This is a genomic window from Pseudoalteromonas sp. TAP-3C, assembly GCF_059888565.1.
Genome location: NZ_CM187618.1, coordinates 3351935 through 3373675, shown reverse-complemented (window position 1 = coordinate 3373675; position 21741 = coordinate 3351935). Strand labels below are relative to the sequence as shown.

At 39.6% G+C, this 21741-nt stretch carries 20 protein-coding genes, 2 tRNA genes and 3 pseudogenes; 15 read left to right on the top strand and 10 right to left on the bottom strand.

Annotated features, from left to right (window positions below):
• Positions 1–34: 34 nt before the first annotated feature.
• The 5 genes from ycaO (at position 35) to folX (ending at position 4649) form a co-directional block, all read left to right on the top strand.
• On the top strand, positions 35–1795 hold the full coding sequence (ycaO, locus tag AC6H44_RS15795) for a 30S ribosomal protein S12 methylthiotransferase accessory factor YcaO (protein WP_500736660.1): 1761 nt from the start codon (positions 35–37) through the stop codon (positions 1793–1795).
• Between the two features lie 232 nt (positions 1796–2027).
• Positions 2028–2864: an NAD(+) synthase gene (gene nadE, locus AC6H44_RS15790; RefSeq protein WP_500736658.1), complete on the top strand. Its 837-nt coding sequence runs from the start codon at positions 2028–2030 to the stop codon at positions 2862–2864.
• A gap of 125 nt (positions 2865–2989) precedes the next feature.
• Positions 2990–3709 (top strand): dihydromonapterin reductase, encoded by a 720-nt coding sequence (folM, locus tag AC6H44_RS15785; RefSeq protein WP_500736656.1) that lies wholly within the window; start codon positions 2990–2992, stop codon positions 3707–3709.
• 25 nt (positions 3710–3734) lie between these two features.
• Positions 3735–4289, top strand: coding sequence for a GTP cyclohydrolase I FolE (gene folE, locus AC6H44_RS15780; protein WP_500736655.1), 555 nt, complete (start codon positions 3735–3737; stop codon positions 4287–4289).
• A gap of 3 nt (positions 4290–4292) precedes the next feature.
• Entirely contained in the window at positions 4293–4649 is a 357-nt protein-coding gene (folX, locus tag AC6H44_RS15775) for a dihydroneopterin triphosphate 2'-epimerase (RefSeq protein WP_500736653.1), read from the top strand.
• Here folX and AC6H44_RS15770 read toward each other — a convergent pair.
• The 6 genes and pseudogenes from AC6H44_RS15770 to AC6H44_RS15745 form a co-directional block, all read right to left on the bottom strand.
• On the bottom strand, positions 4623–5066 hold the full coding sequence (locus AC6H44_RS15770; protein ID WP_500736652.1) for a YqaA family protein: 444 nt from the start codon (positions 5064–5066) through the stop codon (positions 4623–4625). The two genes, folX and AC6H44_RS15770, sit on opposite strands and share 27 nt — an antisense overlap.
• Before the next feature lie 77 nt (positions 5067–5143).
• Positions 5144–5509 (bottom strand): DUF4870 domain-containing protein, encoded by a 366-nt coding sequence (locus tag AC6H44_RS15765; RefSeq protein WP_500736650.1) that lies wholly within the window; start codon positions 5507–5509, stop codon positions 5144–5146.
• A 132-nt stretch (positions 5510–5641) separates the two neighbouring features.
• A pseudogene (locus tag AC6H44_RS15760) lies at positions 5642–6151 on the bottom strand (prolyl oligopeptidase family serine peptidase); the annotation flags it as partial.
• A gap of 20 nt (positions 6152–6171) precedes the next feature.
• Positions 6172–7377 carry an IS4 family transposase gene (locus tag AC6H44_RS15755; protein WP_500735106.1) on the bottom strand — a complete coding sequence of 402 codons (1206 nt, stop codon included), beginning with the start codon at positions 7375–7377 and terminating at the stop codon, positions 6172–6174.
• Positions 7378–7468: 91 nt separating this feature from the next.
• Positions 7469–9139, bottom strand: a pseudogene (locus AC6H44_RS15750) (S9 family peptidase); the annotation flags it as partial.
• A 129-nt stretch (positions 9140–9268) separates the two neighbouring features.
• Positions 9269–12736, bottom strand: a complete 3468-nt coding sequence (locus tag AC6H44_RS15745; protein ID WP_500736649.1) for a S8 family serine peptidase — start codon at positions 12734–12736, stop codon at positions 9269–9271.
• 224 nt (positions 12737–12960) lie between these two features.
• On the opposite strand from AC6H44_RS15745, the gene AC6H44_RS15740 reads away from it, so the two are divergent.
• Both AC6H44_RS15740 and AC6H44_RS15735 read left to right on the top strand, forming a co-directional pair.
• On the top strand, positions 12961–13431 hold the full coding sequence (locus tag AC6H44_RS15740) for a DUF2721 domain-containing protein (RefSeq protein ID WP_500736647.1): 471 nt from the start codon (positions 12961–12963) through the stop codon (positions 13429–13431).
• A 77-nt stretch (positions 13432–13508) separates the two neighbouring features.
• Entirely contained in the window at positions 13509–13961 is a 453-nt protein-coding gene (locus AC6H44_RS15735) for a c-type cytochrome (RefSeq protein ID WP_500736646.1), read from the top strand.
• A gap of 46 nt (positions 13962–14007) precedes the next feature.
• On the opposite strand, the gene AC6H44_RS15730 is transcribed toward AC6H44_RS15735, so the two are convergent.
• Positions 14008–14664, bottom strand: coding sequence for a cytochrome b/b6 domain-containing protein (locus AC6H44_RS15730; RefSeq protein ID WP_500736644.1), 657 nt, complete (start codon positions 14662–14664; stop codon positions 14008–14010).
• 101 nt (positions 14665–14765) lie between these two features.
• Here AC6H44_RS15730 and AC6H44_RS15725 point away from each other — a divergent pair, with 101 nt between their 5' ends.
• The 3 genes and pseudogenes from AC6H44_RS15725 to AC6H44_RS15715 form a co-directional block, all read left to right on the top strand.
• Positions 14766–15467 (top strand): AzlC family ABC transporter permease, encoded by a 702-nt coding sequence (locus tag AC6H44_RS15725; RefSeq protein WP_500736642.1) that lies wholly within the window; start codon positions 14766–14768, stop codon positions 15465–15467.
• Positions 15467–15766 carry an AzlD domain-containing protein gene (locus AC6H44_RS15720; RefSeq protein ID WP_500736641.1) on the top strand — a complete coding sequence of 100 codons (300 nt, stop codon included), beginning with the start codon at positions 15467–15469 and terminating at the stop codon, positions 15764–15766. The genes AC6H44_RS15725 and AC6H44_RS15720 overlap by 1 nt, the downstream gene beginning before the upstream one ends.
• Positions 15767–15787: 21 nt before the next feature.
• Positions 15788–15964 (top strand): annotated as a pseudogene (locus AC6H44_RS15715) (glutathione peroxidase); the annotation flags it as partial.
• A 75-nt stretch (positions 15965–16039) separates the two neighbouring features.
• On the opposite strand, the gene AC6H44_RS15710 reads toward AC6H44_RS15715, so the two are convergent.
• Positions 16040–16225: a PA3496 family putative envelope integrity protein gene (locus tag AC6H44_RS15710; protein WP_008108975.1), complete on the bottom strand. Its 186-nt coding sequence runs from the start codon at positions 16223–16225 to the stop codon at positions 16040–16042.
• 387 nt (positions 16226–16612) lie between these two features.
• Between AC6H44_RS15710 and AC6H44_RS15705 the strand changes: the two genes are divergently transcribed.
• The 5 genes from AC6H44_RS15705 (at position 16613) to AC6H44_RS15685 (ending at position 19384) form a co-directional block, all read left to right on the top strand.
• A complete protein-coding gene (locus AC6H44_RS15705; protein ID WP_500736639.1) occupies positions 16613–17410 on the top strand; it encodes a YggN family protein in 798 nt (265 codons plus the stop codon).
• A gap of 753 nt (positions 17411–18163) precedes the next feature.
• Positions 18164–18304, top strand: a complete 141-nt coding sequence (locus AC6H44_RS15700; RefSeq protein WP_500736638.1) for a hypothetical protein — start codon at positions 18164–18166, stop codon at positions 18302–18304.
• Positions 18305–18527: 223 nt separating this feature from the next.
• Positions 18528–18618, top strand: a tRNA-Ser gene (locus AC6H44_RS15695).
• Positions 18619–18671: 53 nt separating this feature from the next.
• Positions 18672–18764, top strand: a tRNA-Ser gene (locus AC6H44_RS15690).
• A gap of 134 nt (positions 18765–18898) precedes the next feature.
• Entirely contained in the window at positions 18899–19384 is a 486-nt protein-coding gene (locus AC6H44_RS15685) for an RNA-binding protein (protein WP_500736637.1), read from the top strand.
• Here AC6H44_RS15685 and AC6H44_RS15680 read toward each other — a convergent pair.
• Together AC6H44_RS15680 and AC6H44_RS15675 are read right to left on the bottom strand one after the other, a co-directional pair.
• Positions 19368–20492, bottom strand: a complete 1125-nt coding sequence (locus AC6H44_RS15680; protein ID WP_500736635.1) for an aminotransferase class V-fold PLP-dependent enzyme — start codon at positions 20490–20492, stop codon at positions 19368–19370. The two genes, AC6H44_RS15685 and AC6H44_RS15680, sit on opposite strands and share 17 nt — an antisense overlap.
• A 1-nt stretch (position 20493) precedes the next feature.
• On the bottom strand, positions 20494–21663 hold the full coding sequence (locus AC6H44_RS15675) for a PrnB family protein (protein WP_500736633.1): 1170 nt from the start codon (positions 21661–21663) through the stop codon (positions 20494–20496).
• Positions 21664–21741: the final 78 nt, after the last annotated feature.

Genomic DNA, 21741 nt, shown 5'->3' with positions numbered 1-21741 from the left:
GTCCATGTATTGTGCAGACCTAGTTGAGATCAAAATGACTGAAAAAACATTTATTAAAGGTAAAGACCGCGATTTAGAATCGTCTATCTCTACCATGCAAAACAAGCTAAAAGCGCTGAATATTAATATTGAAGAAGCACTGTGGCTTAACCCTGTAGCAAACTGTTATTCAGTTCATATAAAAGATAGCGACTGCGGTGTGATGTTTACTAACGGTAAAGGGGCCACTGATAAAGCCTCAATCGCCTCTGCGTTAGGGGAATATTTTGAGCGTTTAAGCTGTAACTATTTTTTTGCTGACTTTTACTTAGGCGAAGAGTTTGCTAATGGTGACTTTACCCATTACCCGAATGAAAAATGGTTTAAAGTAGAAGACGATGAAATACCCCAAGGCATTATGGATGAAAGCTTATGGGATTATTTTGACCCAGAGCGCGAATTAACCGCGTCACACCTTTATGACTTTAATTCTGGCAATTTTGAGCGTGGTATTTGCACTGTGCCATATACACGTCAACGTGATAATCAAGATATTTATATTCCAGTAAATGTAATTGGTAATATTTTTGTATCCAATGGCATGAGTGCTGGTAATACGAAATTTGAAGCCCGCGTTCAGGGATTATCTGAAGTATTTGAACGTGCTATTAAAAACCGTATTATAGCCGAAGGTATTAGTTTACCAATCGTGCCTGAAGAGGTGGTAAAACAATACCCTAAAATTCATGAGGCCTGTGAAGAGCTTCGCAGCCATGGCTTTCATTTACGTATTGCAGATGCCTCACTTGGTGGTAAATACCCAGTAATGAGCGTCACGCTTATAAACCCTGTTGATGGGTCAGTGTTTGCCTCTTTTGGTGCGCATCCTTCATTTGAAGTGGCACTAGAGCGCACCGTTACTGAACTACTACAAGGCCGTCGCTTAGATCAACTAGACGTATTCCAACCTGCTACATTTGATAATGACGAAGTCGCCACGCCTGAAAACATTGAATTGCACTTTATTGATTCAAGCGGTTTAATTTCACATGACTTTTTCCGCGCTGAAGCAGACTTTGAATTTGTACACTGGGACTTTAGTGGCTCCACTGAGCAAGAATATAACTTCTGTACAGATTTAATTCATAGCATGGGCCACGATATCTACATAATGGATTACACCCACTTAAACGTGTATGCATGTCGTATTTTAGTGCCGGGCATGTCTGATATCTATCCAGTAGATGAGCTAATTTGGCGCAATAATAATGAAGGGGCTAAATTTCGCGAAGACTTCTTATCGCTTGATCAATACGATAGCGAGCAATGGATGGAAATCTACAACAACCTCGAAGAAGCAGGCCACAGTGATATTACACGCGCGGCTGAATTCATTGGCTTAGCAACCGATGCTGACACCCCTTGGCACACACTGCGTATTGGTGAACTTAAAGCACACTTATGCTTAGCGGCGGGTAATGAAGAGGCGATTGACTGGGTTGATTGGATTTTGCATACCGGTCAAGTAAACGAAGACGCCATGCGCCACTTTCGTTGCTTAAAAGCGATATTAGAGATTAAGTACGATGACGAGCGCGAATATGCAAGCTATCAAGATGCACTTGGGCTTATGTTTGGCGCTAATAATGTAACACTTGCCATTGAAATTGCTGAAGGGCGCAAATTATTTAACGGCTTAACTTTCCCTGGTTTATCACTTGATAGCTTTAAAAAACACGCAGCCTTACTTGATGGCTACCGCAAATTACATGTGGCAAAGCAGCAACACTGGGCACGCGAAGTAAGCGACTCATAATAGTTCTAAACGTTTAATTACCAAAATAAAATGGCGCATACTTAATTGCGCCATTTTTGTTTAGTTGAACTATGCATGCCAAATAATAATGAACTATTCGCTGAAATTGACGAACTAAAAGCTCAAAATAAACAAATAAAAGAGTAGATAGGGCTTTAATTATGAAATGTGACATCACATAATAACCATTCTTTAATTGGGCATTAAAATTTTTTAATTTAAGGAGCGAGCTATGCGCGCCGAAATTATGGCTGAAATGAAAGTTCAGCCTAGTATTGATGTAAACGCGGAAATGAAACGTCGCGTAGATTTTATTAAAGCCCGTTTAAAAGCAGCATACGCGACCTCACTGGTGCTAGGTATTAGTGGTGGCGTAGACTCATCAACCTGTGGCCGACTATGTCAAATAGCGATTAATGAGCTAAATCAGGAACAACCAGATACACAGTATCAGTTTATTGCGGTGCGCCTACCTTATGGCATTCAAACTGATGAAAACGAAGCGCAGATGGCTGTTGATTTTATTCAGCCAAGTCAGCGGATGACAGTAAATATTCAGCCAGCAACCGATGCACTGCATGAGCAGACAATGGCGACCTTAGCAGGCAATAACCAGCCACTGCCAACGCAAGATAAAATTGACTTTATTAAAGGCAATGTTAAAGCACGCCAACGCATGGTCGTGCAATATGAAATAGCAGGGTTTTGCCAAGGTTTAGTGGTGGGTACCGATCATAGTGCCGAAAATATTACTGGCTTTTACACCAAGTTTGGTGATGGTGCCTGCGACCTAGCGCCTTTATTTGGCCTTTCAAAACGCCAAGTACGCGCACTCGCAACAGCATTAGGTGCTCCTTCGCTGCTAGTTGAAAAAGCACCCACTGCAGATTTAGAAAGTGAACGCCCAGGCCTGACTGACGAAGAGGCGCTTGGCTTAAGCTATGAGCAAATTGATGACTTTTTAGAGGGTAAGCCCGTTTCAAAACATGTTGAGCAAACACTGATTGCTATTTATCAGCGAACTCAACATAAGCGCCAGCCTATTCCAACCATTTATGATACTTTTTAAATCAATACTATAAGTGTAATTTAACTGATCGAGCCGTATATATATTACGTAAAATAAGCGTAAAAATGAACGGCTCAAATTTAACTATTAGCCGTAATGCTTGCCAACAGAGAGTTTACTATTTTATGACACCCCCTATTTTAATTACGGGTGCGGGACAGCGTATAGGCCTTGCCCTTGCACAGCACTTTATAGCCCAAGGGCAAGCGGTCATTATCACTTATCGCACCCGCCATGCGGCTGTTGACTCTCTAGAGCTGCAAGGGGTTACCTGCATTTATGCTGATTTCAGTACTGATGCAGGTATCAATGCCTTTATTACATTACTTAAACAACAGACAGAATCACTCAAGGCAATTATTCACAATGCATCTAGCTGGGATTGTGAGGCGAACAACTCTCAATTTGAGCAGTTGTTTGATAATATGATGCGTATTCATGCAAAAACGCCTTATTTAGTAAACTTACATTGCACTGATTTACTGCTGAACTATCAAAACAAATTTAATCTACCAGCTGATATTATTCATCTCACTGATTATGTAGTGGAAACAGGCAGCCCTAAACACCTTGCTTATGCTGCCAGTAAGGCCGCGTTAGATAATTTAACCAAATCATTTAGCGCTAAATTTGCACCAAAAATAAAAGTAAACGCTGTCGCTCCATCGCTCATTATTTTTAATCAGCATGACGATGCGCAATATCGAGAGAAAACATTAAAAAAATCATTAATGGGCATAGAACCTGGATGCCAAGAAATTATCAATAGTATTGACCTACTACTTAATAGCCGTTACATCACAGGCCGCGCTTTACCTGTTGATGGTGGTCGCCACCTAAAGTAAGTCACTTAAACGAGCAGAGAAACTTATGCATAACGAATTAAAAGAAAGCTACCAAAAAATTATAACCGCAGTGGGTGAAGATGCCGAGCGCGAAGGATTGCTAGACACGCCTAAACGTGCAGCAAAAGCAATGGAGTACCTTACTCAAGGGTATCGTCAAACGCTTAACGAAATCACTAACAACGCAGTGTTCACCTCTGACGCTGATGACATGGTGTTAATACAAGATATAGAGCTTTACTCTATGTGTGAACATCATTTATTGCCTTTTATTGGCCGTTGCCATATTGCTTATATTCCTGATGGTAAAGTGTTGGGCTTATCTAAGTTTGCCCGTATTGTTGATATGTTCTCACGTCGTTTTCAAATTCAAGAGCAACTTACCCATCAAATTGCCAAAGCAGTAGAAGAAGTTACTGGCGCAAAAGGTGTGGGCGTGATTGTTGAAGCAAAACATATGTGTATGATGATGCGCGGGGTGGAAAAGCAAAACTCAAGTATGCGCACTTCCGTAATGCTAGGCAACTTTAGAGCCGACTCAAAAACGCGTAATGAGTTTTTACAGCTGATTAAAGGGTAATGTATGGCAAACGCAATTATCAATGTAACTAATTTACGGCTGCGCACGTTTATTGGCTTTAACCCTGATGAACGTGAAAAAAAGCAAGATGTGGTGATCAATTTAGAAATTCACTACCCCGCTGTTAAAGCCTGCGAAACAGATGAAGTGGATCAAGCACTTAACTATAAAGTAATCACTAAAGAGGTTATTAGCTTAGTAGAACAAGGCCACTTTTTATTGTTGGAAAAGCTAGTTGCTGAAATTCTTGCTGTTTGCCACTCTCATCCTAGCGTGAACTATGCCAAAGCACGCGTAGATAAACCCCATGCACTGCGCTTTGCCGACTCAGTTTCACTGACTCTCGACTGGCACAAATAACCCAACGGCGAGGGCTACCACCAGTAAATAGCGTAGCCCTTTACCAATTGTTACCAGAATTAAAAACGTACTAAAACGAACTTTAAAAACGCCACCAATAACAGTTAATGGGTCACCTATTATTGGCAGCCATGCAAACAATAAGCTATATACGCCATATTTATTAAATTGTTTTTGGGCTTTTTTAAGTCCTTTTTCGGATACAGGAAACCATTTTTTATCTTTAAAACGTAACGCCTGTGTCCCGAGCCAATAGTTAACACAACTGCCCAGTACGTTACCTAAGGTTGCTGCAAACCAAATTAACCATAAATTAGCGTTACCTTGCATGATAATGCCCGCCATTAACACTTCTGAAGAGCTAGGTAATAATGTAGCCGAAATAAAGGCGGTAAAAAATAAGGTGATATACAGCATGATGCCCTTTTGGCTAACAAATAAACCCAGCAATTAGCTAGGTTTAAGCACTTTATTTAGCTTAAATAACAAGGTGGTTACTTTATCAGGTTGAAACTAAAGGGGTAGTTAAATTCCTTACCATCGTTAGCTTTAACGCTGGCAATAATAATCATCACAAACGAAAAAATGACCACTATTGGTAATAATATTAAACCAATCACAGCAAAAACAAGTAAAAAGCAAACGAAGTAGGCAATAGCCATAGTGATCTGAAAATTAAGCGCTTTTTTGCCATGTATATCAACAATTGGCATCTCATCTTTTTTAATTAGCCAAATAATAAGCGGGCCTAATATTGAACCAAATGGCACAATAAACCCTGCCAATGCACTTAAGTGACACAACATAGCCCATGTTCTACCGTCTTTGCTAATAATTTGAACCTCTTGATTTTCTTCCATTACATGCTTCCTGTTGTTCTAAGCAATATAGATTATTACTATTTTAGCCCAATGCCAAGCAGCTTAAGTATGTAGCAGTATAAACAAAAAAAGCGCAGCATAAAGCTACGCTTGCTATGTAATCACTTACTATTATTTATTTATACCGGCTAAATCAAGCATAAATGCGTAATTGAGAGCGGCATCTTCTAAGCGCTTAAAGCGGCCTGATGCACCACCATGCCCCGCTTCCATATCAATTTTAAATAATAGTTTATTATCATCAGTTTTATAGTCACGAAGCTTGGCTACCCACTTTGCAGGCTCAAAGTATTGCACCTGTGAATCATGTAAGCCCGTTGTCACTAACATATTAGGGTAATCTTGTTTACTCACTTGATCATACGGTGAATACGATAGCATGTAATCATAGTACTCTTTTTCATTTGGATTACCCCACTCGCCGTATTCGTTGGTTGTTAGCGGAATACTTTCATCTAACATGGTGGTTACTACATCAACAAACGGCACCTGCGCAACCATGCCTTTATAAAGTTCAGGTGCTTGGTTTGCCACCGCCCCCATTAACAAGCCGCCGGCACTGCCACCTTGAGCAAATATTTGCCCCTTAGCGCCATACCCGTGTTCAACTAATGATTTAGTACTGAGAGATCCCCACGAATTTAGCCTAAATTATCAATTTGTATAGTCAGAAGTGACAACTGGCTATACACATAAATAATGAACTGCCCATCAGGCTCATACCTAGGATCATCAACCACTTCTTTGCCAAGATAAATATAGGACAATACTCGTCGTTTTTTCTCTGTATTCGCTTGTAATGCCGCATCCCCTTGTTGTGCCGACACGGTGTACCCTATGCACCATAAGACAAACAACATTAACGCCGCTATGAGCAATAAATTATCAAACCTTTCTGCGCTTCTTGAATTTGCAAAGGCTAAACTAATGCCAAGTTTTGCATTCTTAGTGTCTCTGAAACTTTCTTCTATTTGCATACGTTGTTTATATAAAGTCACAATCCGTTGAGGCTTATCTGTAAATTGTGTAGGTAAATTAAACACAAGTAGCCAAGGCTCTTTGGCCTTTTGTTGTTGGTATTTAACCGTTGTACATTGAGATTGCCCACCCCGTTTTTTGATTTTTTTACGTCCCTTGTTTTTCCCTCTAAACAAAACACCTTGGCACGCGAAACGAACTGTTTTTCCGTAGTAAATCTGTGTCAGAAGGTGTGGTTTATCTGTTGCTTGCTCAAACCATGATTTACAATTTCGCCATGTCTCAAGGTCGCTAGATAAGGTCACATTGCCTCTGACGCGCCCAAGCCAATACCAGCCTTTATCTTCTATGGCTTTAAACCATGGCGTTCTAAAAATAGCATCAGATAAAATAATAGGCTGACAATCTGCAGGTAAACACTGTGCCAAGCTATCGAGTAAGTGTTGATGAGCCGCTTCGGTATTTAATTCGCTTTCAGGATACACTTTTTCATAGAGCGTTAACGCTCTTCCCCCCATTGGTATGCTTGCCCTGAGCACTTGAAATATTTCGCCGCCATTAATAGGTGACCAGTCAACGATAATAAGTGGGTGTTGTTGCTGGCCTACTAAGCATTCGGTCATATGTTCATAGAAACAAAGACGTTCTTGATGCAGGTTAGCATTACCAATCAAACGGTCTGCGCGTTTAATATCATGTTTTTTATCGGTATTAGAAAATGATTTTAATCCGCGGCCTAGGTAAGTGACAGTAACGCGCTGGTCACGCAAGCCTGAGTTAACAAACGTAAAGACTGTATTTAAACGTGTTTTATGAATTTCAGGGTAGGCAATGGCAATATCTTTGTGTAATATTTCGGTGGCTTTCATGATTATGAGTGAGTTTTTTTATAGTGAAAAAATTTGATCACAAATAATCATGAGAGTCTACCATTAATTTTTATTTTGTGGGGATTCGTCAGGATTTAGTAACATCAACAAAATCGTTAAAGGTATTCTTTTTAGTCAGTAATTTACCTGCATCATACCAAGGGCGGCCCAGCATTTGCGAACCACGAATATGCGCAATGGCAAATACAAAGCCTCGGTCAAGTAAGCTTAAACGCGCACTAGAAAATGTAGGATCCATTGTTGCACCATAGGAGCCGTATGCGTATTGCAGCAACGGGTTAGTGCCATCTTTTTTAAACATGTCTTTACGATAGACTAAGCTAACAGGGACTTTTACTCCATCACGAGCTGTTACAAACAGTCGCTCAGATGCGTAGTTGTCAGCACTGAAATCACCCAATACTTTTTGCTGCTTGAGTAATGTTTTATCACCCGTAGCTAAGTTAACATCGTACGATGAGCCCGGCGTTGTCATGCTAGTATAATAAACACGCAACGTATCACTGTTTATTTCATTATTACCGTAAGCACTGACAGTGTAAGCACTGTCGTTAAAACTTAGCGGTAATTCTTTACCTGTTTTTAAGTGACGAGCAATCAATGTTGATTGCCCCATTTCTCGCTGCTGATAAACCAAATAGTCGTTAAATAAATCAATCCCTTCGAGTTTTACATCATCGCGAGCAGGGATCACCGTTTGCCAGTTCGCTTTATTATGCACCTGCTCTTGCGTCGCTTTCATTAGCTGAAAGTTTACGGCATTTAAATTAGTCACAATGTAATAGGTGTCTTTGAGCTTAGCTATGCTGTACTCATGATTTGCTTGGCGTTCAACCAAACGTTTTGGCACTGCTTTTGGTTCGTCTGCGTTAATTAACGACACGCCTGAAGCATTAGTGCTGCTGTGCCATATGTATATTTGTGAACCATCTTTACTTTTACTAATTCCCGTATAATAGCTACTGTCGGCTTCTTCATAAACAAGCTCATCTTCTGACTGAGACGTCCCTAAAGTATGACGAAACACTTGATAACCGAGTAACGTTTGTGAGTCTTTTTTAATGTAATACAAGGTCGTATTATCATTAGCCCAAACAACACTGCCGCTGGTGCCTTCTAAAGTATCTGCTAATAATTTTCCTGAACTTAAATCTTTCACTTTAATGGTGTAAACACGGCGGCTCAATGTGTCTTCACCGTAAGCCATTAATTGCGTATTTGGACTGACATTTAAACCACTCACCGCAAAATAGTCATGGCCTTTAGCCAATTCATTTACATCTAAAATAACTTGAGAATTGGTGCCTGAAAAATCATCGCTGCGTAAATAGGTTGGGTATTCATTGTCACCACGAGTTTGAGAAAAATAATAAAACGTTCCTTTTTTAACTGGCACAGAATCATCATCTTTTTGAATGCGTCCTTTAAGCTCTGCAAATAATGACGCTTGCAACGCTTTTGTGTGCGCAAGCATTGCATCGGTATAAGTATTTTCAGCCTCTAGGTAACTAATAACCTCAGGATCTTTTCGCTCATCATCACGCATCCAGTAATAATTATCTGTGCGAGTATCACCATGTATCATCATTTCATGTGGTATTTTTTTAGCCATTGGTGGTATTACTGAGGCTTGAGAAGCCGCACTTTTAGTCACCGCTAATTGCTCTACGTCAGGCGTTTGATTACATCCCCCTAAAATAGCTAACGATATAAAGGTAAGAATAAATGGAGTATGTTTCATTAGATTAAAATCTCTGTTGTTTTTATTTTTATCAAATATACCGAATATTTAATACTTCGGGAATTTAGTTTGTGAAGCTATGTAAAAAGGGAGCCGAAGCTCCCTTTAATTAACATATAAGAGATTAAATTACTTTTGCTTACGGCGACGCATAAATGCAAATGGCGCCACTAATAATGTTAACCAAGCTAGTGAACCTGAAGAGCTTTTCTTAACAGGCTCTGGTGTTACAACCGGTGGTGGTACTACTTTTGTGATACTGATAGTAACCGTCGCAGGCTCTGATACATTACCACGCACATCAATGGCAACAACGTCTATTTCAGCCGATGTATCACCCGCTAATAAAGTGGTATCTGCAACCACAATTTGACCTTCAGCATCAACAGCAAAGCCAAGGTTTGTATTTGATTGTACGTAGTACTCTGAAACAGCTAAATCCAACGCTGACTCTTCAATAGTAAACGTACCAACAACCGTTCCGTTCGCTGCATCTTCAGAAACACTAAATTCACCACCAACAAGCTTTGGCGCTTCAACAGCAGGGAGCTCTAAGTCTTCACTGGCCATTACTTTAATAATGTTAGTGCCTGAATCTTGCGATAGTGCAAAAGGTCCACTTGCAGAAACAACCGCTTTCTCACCTGGTTTGATTGAAGTAATAGCTTCACCCGTTTCAAGCGAAGTAATTTGCACAGCAGGCTGTACACCAAACACTGTTGAACCTGTTACGCTGTCTGTTTCACTGAAAACACCCGTTTGATAGCCAGGATAACCTACAGATACCTTAAAGTTCATTGGCTCATCAATAAGCGACTCATCGATATTCATTAGCTCAGAGCAACCAGAGAATGTAATTGTATCTTCACCCGCTGAATGATAAAGCGGAGTTACCCACATTAATGAATCATTACCTGCACCATCTGTGGTACCAATAACCGTTCGGCTTCGTCCAGGAAATGCTGTTGTACGGCCTCTATCGTTATAGTTTTGCATTAACTGATCGGATACACCGTCATTATCAGTGTCAATTTCCAATCTGTAACCTGCTTGGAAGGTATGCGTTAGCGGGTCACGTAATTGAATTGAAGAAGTAATAAATATACCCGAATCACAAACTTCAGAGTTAAATGCTGAAAAGGTAGTAGAAAGAATATTAAACTCAGCATCTTCAATTGATTTTTCAGTACCTGTTGCAATTATGCTCTCAGCTTGCGGTGTAATCTCTGTTTGACCCGTATTTTCAATAACCAATGCAACTTCGTTATTAACAATTTCAGGTGAGTAACTCAGCTCAGTCGCAGCTTTTGGCATGGCGTGATATACAAGGTGTAAATCGTGGTCGCTATCTGTAGATGTATCATTAAATACTAATGCACCATCAAACTCAACAGATGTTAGCGCTGCGCTTCTTGCTGCAATTTCTTCGGCGCTAAATGGGTTTTCTAGCTCCCATGCAGGTAGTTTACTTGGATCAACCGTCATCGTAATATCAAAATTAATCACTTGACCGGCAGGAACAGTTATAGAGTCAGGGAAATCCCAGCTAACCGCACCTGTATCGATGTCATTTTGATAACGCGCTTCGGTTCGAAGATTGTAAGTTTTTGCATCTGCAGAAAAGTTTTTAACGGTTACGGTTTTAGTAATTGAACCCGTTTCCGCTAGGCTCACTAAACCATAAGAAAGAGCTGCTTGCTTAGTATTAAACTCACCATTGTGAACCCATGCTGCAACTGGTAAATTAACTGCCTTCGCCACATCAACTAAACCCGCTCCTATCATACTAATAGGTGCAAGCTCTGAATCAGGGTTAATAGCGAGTGGCTCATTGGTTACGTTTAAATTAGCCGCATTCATAATAGTTGCTTTAATCTCAAACGCGTTGCGATCTGGGTGTGCTTCACGAATCATTGCAACAGCACCGGCTGTAATTGGGCCAGAAAAAGAGGTGCCCGATACTGGGGTTGTGCCTGTTTGTGTACCTGCAGCAGCCACATCAATACTTGTGCCTGGCGCTGTAATTTCTGGTTTTAATAAACCATCCATTGAAGGACCACGAGATGAGAATGTTGCAACCGCTCCTATTGTCTCTTTAAATTCAACGCTAATATTAAATGTAGCCGGACCACCTGCCGCTAACTGTGCCTTTAAAGCCTCACCTGCCGCAAAATTAATACCTACATTTTTAATAGTAACGGCTGCATCAAAACCACCCATAGATGCAGGTGTACCATCATCGACGTTGTTAGCAATCATTACAAATTCAGCACCATTAGCCTGAGCATGTAAGACTTTATCCGTAAAGTCACATGCACCTCGGTCAATTAATACTGCTTTACCAGTAAAATCTACTTCCGCAGCGAACGCATCACAACCATTCTGATTTGCTTCAGGGTAAACTAAGTCAATATCGGCACCCGAAATAGTATATGCCTCTTGAGGACCAAAACCTGATGGCTGAATGTTACCTTCAACACCCGCAACAGTACCTGTTGCAACACCAATTTCAGTTGTTGGATGAGTCATAGCGCCAACAGATAGTGCATTAGGTGTTGTGCTTGGGCCACCAATACGGAATGGGTTATCACCATCATTACCAGCAGAAATAACCATATTTACACCTAATTCAACCGCACGTTGAATTAAATATTGTGTACCACCGCCAGTGTAAGTGTCACCAAACTCACCACCCAATGACATGTTCATCACATCAACACGGTCTGAAATATCACCGTCGCCATTAGGATCCATTGCAGCTTCAAGAGCCGCCGCTTGTGCATCGCCAGGACAACCGCCGCCACATACTGAATATGCGTATAATTCAACCTCGGGTGCAATACCATTTACTGAGTTTGCAGAAGATGTACCGTGGTTTGTTGGATCGCCTGTTGATGGCGAATTAGCGGCATCATTTTCAATTGGATCCGCATCATCACGAATAAAGTCATAACCGCCTTGCACAATACCTTGTGGCCATGAAACGGATGTAGGGTCAGACTGCGCTGCTAAATATGCTGCAACAGTGCCTTCACCACCAAATGCTTTGTGTGTGTAATCGATACCGGTGTCAAGTACTGCAACACGTTGACCTTTACCGCTTACAATACCATCAGTAATAAGTGGTTTAGCATTAATATAATCAGCGCTTGCTGCAACATGCAGTTCACGGTCAAACATAGGCAACACTTTAGCAACGCGCGGATCTTTTGCTATTTCGGCCAAAGCCTCTGGTGTAGCCTGAACAATTAAGGTAGGCGCTAATATTTTAGTATTGCCTATTACTTTTGCATTAAAATCTAAGTTACTTAGTTCTACAGCCATCGTATTTTGTAACTGCTCAACTTGTGCTGTTATTTCTCTATTACTTGATACCTGATAAGTACCGGCTGCAACCGCATCAACAGCTGTATTTGCTCTTAAAACAATCATATGTGAAGAAGGTGCTTTTTTTTCAGCTACAAGCTCATTTACTCGCTCTGCTTGTTTATGGTTAATTGTCGCGTTTGGTAAAGTCACTGCATTGGCAAGCGTTGCCACAAATGCACTTGATACAGCGGTAGCGATTGCTGTTCTTTTAATTATATTTTTAGACATTGTTTCCCCTAGGATAGGTTATGTATTATTGTAATGATTAATTTTTATTTAATAATGCTGGCTAATATAAATCGTTAACCTTTGCTTAAGCAACGTTATTGCTACATTTAAGTTACAAAAAAGATAGGGGCTATCAAGAAAACCTATTAAGCAGTTGATTTTAAAATTAAAATCAACAAATGATAAATTGTAAAAGTTTGTAAATAAAAGATTTTGAGAAAATAATGAACAACGACGTAATTAATATTTTAACCATGGCTAAGGTCATCCAAACAGCGGTTGCACCCGTTTTTTTAATTACCGGTATTGCCGCAACACTGGGGGTTTTATCAAACCGTTTAGCACGTATTACAGACAGAGCAAGACAACTAGAGCGTAAATTAAAAGTCAGTACGGATGAAGAGTTTAACTTATCTTTGACTACCGAGCTGAGAGCTCTGCTTAAACGTTCTCGCTTTATACACATTGCATTTAGCTTAAGTGTGCTCAGCGCGCTGCTAGTATGTGCCGTAGTTATGTTGTTGTTTTTATCACACATTCAGTCAATAAATTTAGGTGTCACCATTGGCAGCTGTTTTGTCGGCGCCATGGCATTGCTGATTTGCGCGTTTATGTCACTACTAGGCGAGGTATTTTTAGCAACCCGCAGCATGCGCCGAGGGATGATATTTGCTGATATTGATATAAACGATTAAGCCGAATATCTGAGCTTAATTTAAAAACTAACTAATATACAAAGATAATCAAATAACCGTTACAGGAGTAAGATAGAGTGAAATTAAAGCAAATATTTATTGGGGCATTACTGTCAACATGCGCGCTAAGCGTATCTGCAAATTCGGCATTTAAAGAGCCAAGTGATGCAATTAAATACCGCCAAGCTGCATTTTCTATGCTTTCAGTACAAATTGGCGACATGGGCGCCATGATGAAAGGCAAAATACCGTTTGATGCTGAACAATTTAAACAACGTGCAAACAATGCCGCAGCACTTGCAAAAATGCCATGGGAAGCATTTTATACAGGTACCGACAAAGGTGATACATCGGCATTACCGGCTGTATGGTCAGAAAACGATACCTTTATGAAAAAAGCGACGGCATTTCAACAATATGCTGATGAACTAGCTATTGCAGCTCAATCTGGCGATAAAGCAATTATTGGTAAAGCATTTGGCGCATGGGCTAAAGGCTGCAAAGATTGCCACACGCAATTTAAAGACTAATAACACTGTGTATTAAATAAAAATGGCGCTGCATTAGCGCCATTTTTTAACTCAATAAATAACGTAAATGCTCACTTCCCCACGTAGTCATTAATATAACCAGTAAAATAATAAAAATACCCCATGCAAGCCATGGCGACTTGGTATTTGGCTCTGAGCTTTGCGTTGTTAGTGTTTTATTGCCGGTGATCATGGCTTTAACTAAAGGCTTGCCCTTTATCTTATAAGCAATAATAGCCACAACGTGTAAAATAATCGCATAAAACAAAATATCAAAATTGCTACGGTGTAACCAATTGGTAAAATCAATGGTATCACTCGATACATACTGTGCTAATGGGCCGTCAGTTAAAATGCCATCACTGCTCATCAGGCCACTAACTAACTGGGTAATAATTAATACAAAAAAGAGCAACACCATATAACTACCAGACGCAGAATGACCCACATCATCTAGTTTATCGCCCCTAAAATAAGTAAATACCGTTTTAGGGGAATACAGTAATGCTTTTATTTTAGCGGTTTTGCTGCCTATGAGGCCCCATATAACCCGCGTTGAGATAAGCGCTAAAGTAAAAAAACCTGCTAAAAAATGAAGCTCTATCATGCCCTCTTCTATACTAAAATAAAGTACGGCAATACTCAGCACTAATAACCAATGAAAGCTTCTTAAAAAACCATCCCATACTTTTACTTTGAACATTGCACCTTCCCTAAAAAAAACAGTATCATCTAAAACGCTAACTATTTTAGCATTTTAAGGTATCCTAATGAGTCTTTCTACCGTCACACAGAGTAAAACACATGCAGTCAATTAAAAAACCATTATTAAAAGGCTTTTTAGATATGTTGCCATTGTGCTTGGCGGTTATCCCTTGGGGCATCTTATGTGGCTCATTAGCCATACAAAATGGCTTTAGCCCGTTTGAAACTCAAGCCATGTCGCTACTGGTATTTGCAGGTTCAGCGCAACTGGTTGCGATTGAGTTGATAGCAGGCAACACGCCACTACTCACTATTTTGTTTACTACATTTATTATTAGCTCTCGCCATTTTTTATATGGTTTGGCAGTACGCCATAAAGTAATTGAACAGCCCATGCGCTGGCGCTTACCTGTCAGCTTTGTGTTGACCGATGAGCTATTTGCCTTTTCGCACCACCCTCGCGCCTATCGTACTAAAACGCGTTTAATTTACGCACTGAGCGCAGGTTTTAGCTTTTATATTGCGTGGAATATTTGGACTCTTATCGGTATTATTGCCGGTACTATGCTGCCAGATCTCACCAATTTAGGGCTCGATTTTGCAATTGCTGCAACCTTTATTGCTTTAGTGATCCCAGGAATAAAAAACTTAGCCACACTTGTCACTGTTATCGTAGCAGGCATAAGTGCCACCCTATTTAAAAGTACAGGCTTTGAGCTGTGGTTAGTATGCTCAGCGCTATTAGCAATGAGCGCAGGCTATACTGTTACCAGAATAACAAAAAATAAGGACGCCAAGTAATGATGATAACTATTTTACTTATGGCGTGTATTACTTTTTTTACCCGCTATTTATTTTTACATCGCGCTCTACCATTTAAAGTAGGGCCTAAAATGCAGCAATTTTTAAGCTTCAGTGCGCCCGCTGTTTTAACCGCTATTTGGGTGCCAATTGTATTTATAAATGACGAAGGCATTAATCTAAACTGGCAAAATCCTTACCTTAGTGCAGCGATAGTGGCGATTATAGTTGCTTATAAAACGCATAATATTTATCTAACTACACTGGCTGGCATGGGGCTATTTTTAGTTTTAAATTAACAAAAAAGTAATGGCGGTGTTCGCTATTTAAAATCTGTATTACCCGGATTTTTAACACGAAAAATTAAGTGGAACTTTACCAAGTTTTTGATTGCCGCAGACGGCGCACCAATTAAACGCTACGCACCTTTTACTAAACCTGAAAAGCTGGAAAAAGTGATTAAAAAAGCATTGCTGGCCGCTAAAGTTTGCGACTAAAAATTATAAAGAGGCTTAAAGCCTCTTTATTACCAACTATATAAAACCAATATGTTGGTATCAATTTATACTAGCTCAATCAATGTAATCGTTTAAGTCATCTTCACCTAGGTTTTTACGCAAACGTTTTTGCTCCAGGTAATCCTCTAACTTTCTTTTTACCTTTTGCTTTTTCTTGTCGTGTTGATTACGCCCGACCATTTCGTATTCGTCTTCAACAAAATCATCATCTAGCGCATCATAACTAAATGTCTTACCCACAACCCACTCCATAAAGTGTTTGAGACCAATCACGGATACTTGTATCGCGATAATTGGTGAAATTAAAATGTTCGACATAAATTTACTGTACAAATTTACGTCAAAATAAAGCCACATCGCTATCTTAAATAGTCTCTGTGTCAGTATTGTGAATAAGTAGCGCTAAATTTGAATTGTGGAAAGTGAGAGTTTTTTATCGTATCGATAAATTTTACTTATTAGTATTTAATTATTGGTTATTTTGACCAAATTTTAGCTTTTTAAATGACTGTGCTTTCAGCTTCAAAGCACCTTTAAAACCACAACTCACTGTTTTTAAATACTAAAAACTATTGGCACCAAATTTGTTATAAGTTAATTATCATCAACAAAAAACAGAGAATAAACATGAAAGAATTATTATTAGTTAGCGCAATTATGTGCAGCCCCGTCGTAATGGCTCATAACGATAACAGCGCCTCAATTTCATTTAGTAACGACGAGTGTAAAGTTGAGTTTAAAAATGATGTACGCATCAAGCCAAATGAATTGGAAATTTTTACAAACGCTGATCAGCGTATGTTATTTACTACCCAAGGTAAGTTGTCCATCAATGGCGAACACATAGCATTAAATAGTACACAGCACCAAGCATTGCTCGACTACACCGATAATTTACGCGCAAAATTACCTGAGGTAGCTAATATTGCACTTGATGGAGTTAAAATTGCAGGCGTTGCATTAAAAGAAGTCGCCAATGCATTTAATATTGATGGTCTCGATAACATTTCAACTTTAATGGACGATATTCAACAAGAAGTAGAGGGTACATTTTATCAGCAGGGTGCATTTGTAATGGGCCAGCAAAGCTTTACTCAGTTTGGTGAAAACTTTGAACAGCAGTTTGAACAACAAATAGAAACGGCCGTTGAGTCGGCCGTGATGCAATCAATGGGCAGCATTTTAGTGGCCTTAGGCTCTGAGCTAATGGGTTCAGGTGGCGACATGCAAGCGTTTGAAGAGCGCATGGAAAATATGGGTACACAAATAGAAGAAAAAGTAGCGCACCATACAAAAAAACTTGAGCAACGTGCAAATACACTGTGTGATGACTTTGTTGAAATCGCACAACAAGAAACCCAACTTGCTGCACAAGTGCCTGCATTAAAAGGCTATGAGTTATTCACTATAAAACAGCAGCACTAATAGAATAATACGCTACATTGACATTAATCTCCCTTTGCGGCATGTGCTTTTAAGCTATGCCGCATTTTGCGTTTTTACCCCCACCAGCACCATTTAACTCAAATAATAGTATGTTGAGCGGATCTGCTCTTGCTGTGCAGAGCCATTTTGTGGCTTTATAGTAAAAAATAAAATCTTCACTTGTCTTATATGGCTTAAAATATCGTACGAGCTAATGTTTATAAGCCCTAATTGCAACCCATTAAAACCACCTCTTTTAAGTTTTATATCCCTGAGGCGGTTCAATCCCCAGTTAGAAGCGCTTAAATACGCTACTAACTCCAAAGTGCCTAGTAACCTAGGCACTTTTTTTATAATTTAAACACTCCGCAACACTATTTTTTATAATTTATTTAATGCTCTTCTCTGACAAATAATTAACCAGCTATAAATAGCATGTTAAATCTTTGAGCAAAGCAAAATAAAACCTAATAAATACAAAATAATTTAATCTGAATAACTATTCAAAAAATTCTTTTTATAAACAAATTAAAATTAAAATAATCGAAAAACACCCATATAAAAGCAATATAGCCAATTATTAAAATGAATAAATATACAATTTTAAAAAAATAGTCATTAATATAGTAAGTTAAAAAACCTTTCGGATTAAAAAAACTAATACTTCACCAGTAATTTTTATCGCTTTATTTTTAACCAGCCCACGGGCAAAATGTACATGTTTTCAACAGACACAACCTTGGAGCGAATACAATGACCCCAATTAATACATTAAATCAAACAGCCACAACTCACGTTGCAGTTAAACCAACTAATCGCAAAGCGAAAATGTTAGCTAAACTTAACCGTTACGGAAAAAAATTAGCACTTGGCAGTGCCATTCAATACAAATAATCACCAACCATGATTTTTGTATTGTTGCAGCAAACACCCAACCACTGAAGAACATCCCTTCTTTAGCTCCACTTGTTTGCTGCAAACCCCTTCAGAGTTACAAAATCATCTTAAACTTCCATAATTTATAAAAAAAACCTTATTTACGCTCGCTTTTTAAGCAAACGATCTTTTTGCTATTTACACAGGCAACTCTCCTAAGTATTATCCTGCATCACGACGTGGAGAGATGGCAGAGTGGTCGAATGCACCGGTCTTGAAAACCGGCAGGGGTTTATAGCCCCTCTAGGGTTCAAATCCCTATCTCTCCACCACTTATTTGTATTAATTGGTTTTTTCCGATTGATAGCATGCTGAATAATGCGTCGGAGAGGTGTCCGAGTGGCCGAAGGAGCTCCCCTGCTAAGGGAGTATAGAGTTTGTAGCTCTATCGAGGGTTCGAATCCCTCCCTCTCCACCATTACTAATTATAAGCCACTTAGTTGTGGTTTTTTTGTGCCTAAAATTTAGCGCACGTTAATAAATTAAACAAATTGTAAGCTCTTACAACTTAGTGCATTATAAATGGCACTTTAAACCAGCTTAGGTTTAACCATGGCAAAGCGACTATTACTACTGTGTTGTTTGAGTACCTGCAGTGTTAACGCTGCAAATGAAGTGACCGTTTATAAATGCATCATTAAAGGAGTAGCTACTTTTAGTCAAACCCCTTGTGCAAAAGACGCTCAAGTGATCACACTTACAAACGTCAACATCATGCAAACGAATACATCACATGAAAACACACAACTTGCCGATACTTCTGTTGCAGACTATCTTGAAGTGCAGCAAATAGAGCGCGATATTAAGCAGCTTGAACTTAAAATTAAACAATACCAACAACAATACACAGAAAAAAAACAGCAAATCGATTACATTACCCAAGATAAAGCAAATCGCTTAGGGGCCCGCTCAATTGCAGATGCGATTGCCACTGAAACGGCGGCACTTAAACAAAAATTTGATCCGCAAATAAAGCAAGCGCAACAGCAAATAACAGCACTTATTCAAAAAAAGCAACAGCTTAGTCAGCAGCCTTAAGCACATTTTTTACGGTATCTATTAAGGTTTGTATTTCTGACGACGTATTATAAATATGCGGTGAAACACGCATACCAAGTTTTCGCACATCTACGCTTATTTTTGTGGCTTCTAGGGCTGCTAATACAATCTGCTGATGCTCAGCAAAATCTAAAATAGCGGTACCGCTACATTGCTCTTTAGCGCTAGGTGATATTAAAAAAGCGCCCAATTGCTGCTGAATTAACTCAAGTAACATCAAGTTGTGCAATCTCACTTGCTCAACGCCAAATTCAACAATGGATTCAATACTATGAGCGGCAATAATATAAGGAAGTACCGAGGGCGTACCGCCCCAAAACTTAAGCGCTTTAGGGTGATATTCAAAATGCGAAATATCAAACTCAAAGGGGTTTTGATGTGAAAACCAGCCAACATCTTTTGGTTCGCACTGTGTTATTTGCTTTGGATTTACCCATAAATAAGCAGCTCCAGGACCGCCGCATAGCCACTTAACACTTGAGCCAATCATAAAATCAGCATTTAACATCGTTAAATCTAATGGGATCACACCTGCAGATTGCGCCACATCAATAATTGAGAGTGTATTCGTGACTTTACTCAGCGCCACAATATCGCTTATGGGCGCTTGCACCCCGGTATTTGAATAAACATGGCTAACAAATACCCCATCAATCTCTGAAGTTAAATAACGCTGCCATACTTGTATATCACTCAAGTCTTCATCCTCAGGGATGTAGCGTATTTTTGCACAGTCAGGCAGTGCTTTTTGCATTACAAACCCCATACTGGGAAAATCAGCCTGCGCCATTAATACCGTACACTGTGGTTTATTAAATATAGGGTGTGACATCACCAATTTAGTTAAACCACTGGATAAATTAACCTGAGGGCAAAATTGCTCACTGGGAGCATTAAACAGCTGCCCTAATGCATCAGTAAACTGCGTAACAGCAGGCAGCCACTGTTGCCATGGCTCTTTTACACTTTCTTGCCAAGGAGTAAAAAAGTGTTCAGTGGCATTTTCTAAGCTCGTTTTTAATGGGCGGCCAACAGAGTGGCTTAATAAATAACAACCCTGTGGCATACAAAAATCATTTTTAGCCATATTAATTAATCCACTGTTTTAGCGTGTTTAAATCATCAAAACGCGTATTAATATCGTCACGCTTAGCCGCTGCGCGCCTATCTCTTAACTTAGCTAATGAATCGAGCAGTACCGGTAAAGGAGGTCCACTGGCGGTTACTTTACTCATATGCTGTTGCTGCATGTGCTGTGATGGCTGAGCAATAAACTTTTCTACCAGCTGATTATGATGACCGATAGCGGTGTTGCCATGTAATTTACACACTTGAATAAATAGTTTGCCATTTTTTTTAAACCACGCTGTGTGTTTATATTGCTCAGCCTCTAAAAAGTCATCCATTAAGCTTTGCATACGCATGGCTTCACGCAGTATTTGTTGATCCTCTGGCATCATATATAAAAACTTATCCACCAGCATTTGTGAGTAACTCGGCTCATTGGCACTGCAAAGCCCTAGCAGCATATCGATAACATTAATACCGGCAAAATCGCCTGCATTTGCACCACGATAAACTTCTTTTCCTACTCTGTATGGCTTGTAATACGGGCGCACGCAATTAAAAAAGCGCTTGGTGTCTAGTTGTGTGTACAAGGCATTATTCGACGCTATTACATCCATTAATGCCTTTTTAACCACCTCAAGTAGTTCGGCTGTAACGGGGTGAGAAATACCCAAGGGCAATATCTTTAATAACGCATCGCTCGAGCGCTTATACGCTAAAATGCCTTGGGTGTTGTAATCTAAAAAAAGGGCTTCATCATCAAGATTTGTAAAGCGTTTATAGGTACCATTAATGGCTTTATTATGGGTGGTTAAATGCGCGGTGGCAAAACGAGGCGTTACTCCAATAGAAGCGCCAATGTGCATAGCAAGTGCCGATGCCTCTATCAACGGTGAAGTACTTTCTCTGCTTGGCTCTGTAATTTCATGCCGACGACAAGCCGCCATAAACAAACCAACATTACCAAGCAAATCGAATGCACTATCAAACCCCTCATCAGTATTACCCTCGGCCAATAAATTACTGATAAATGCATTGCCCTGCTCTTTCAATGCCTGCTTTAAATTATCACCCACGCCTTCTACATTCGCCTTATCGGCTTGTTGCCAATATAACTGCTCTAATTGAGAGTTTAAGATAACAAACTCAGATCTAATCCAACCATCAAACTCAGTAGTGTAAGAACTCATGACTATATCCTGTTATTATTATTTGTTAACAAAGCGCTCAGCCAGTAATAGTATTGTTAATCAATATCTTGCAAAAAC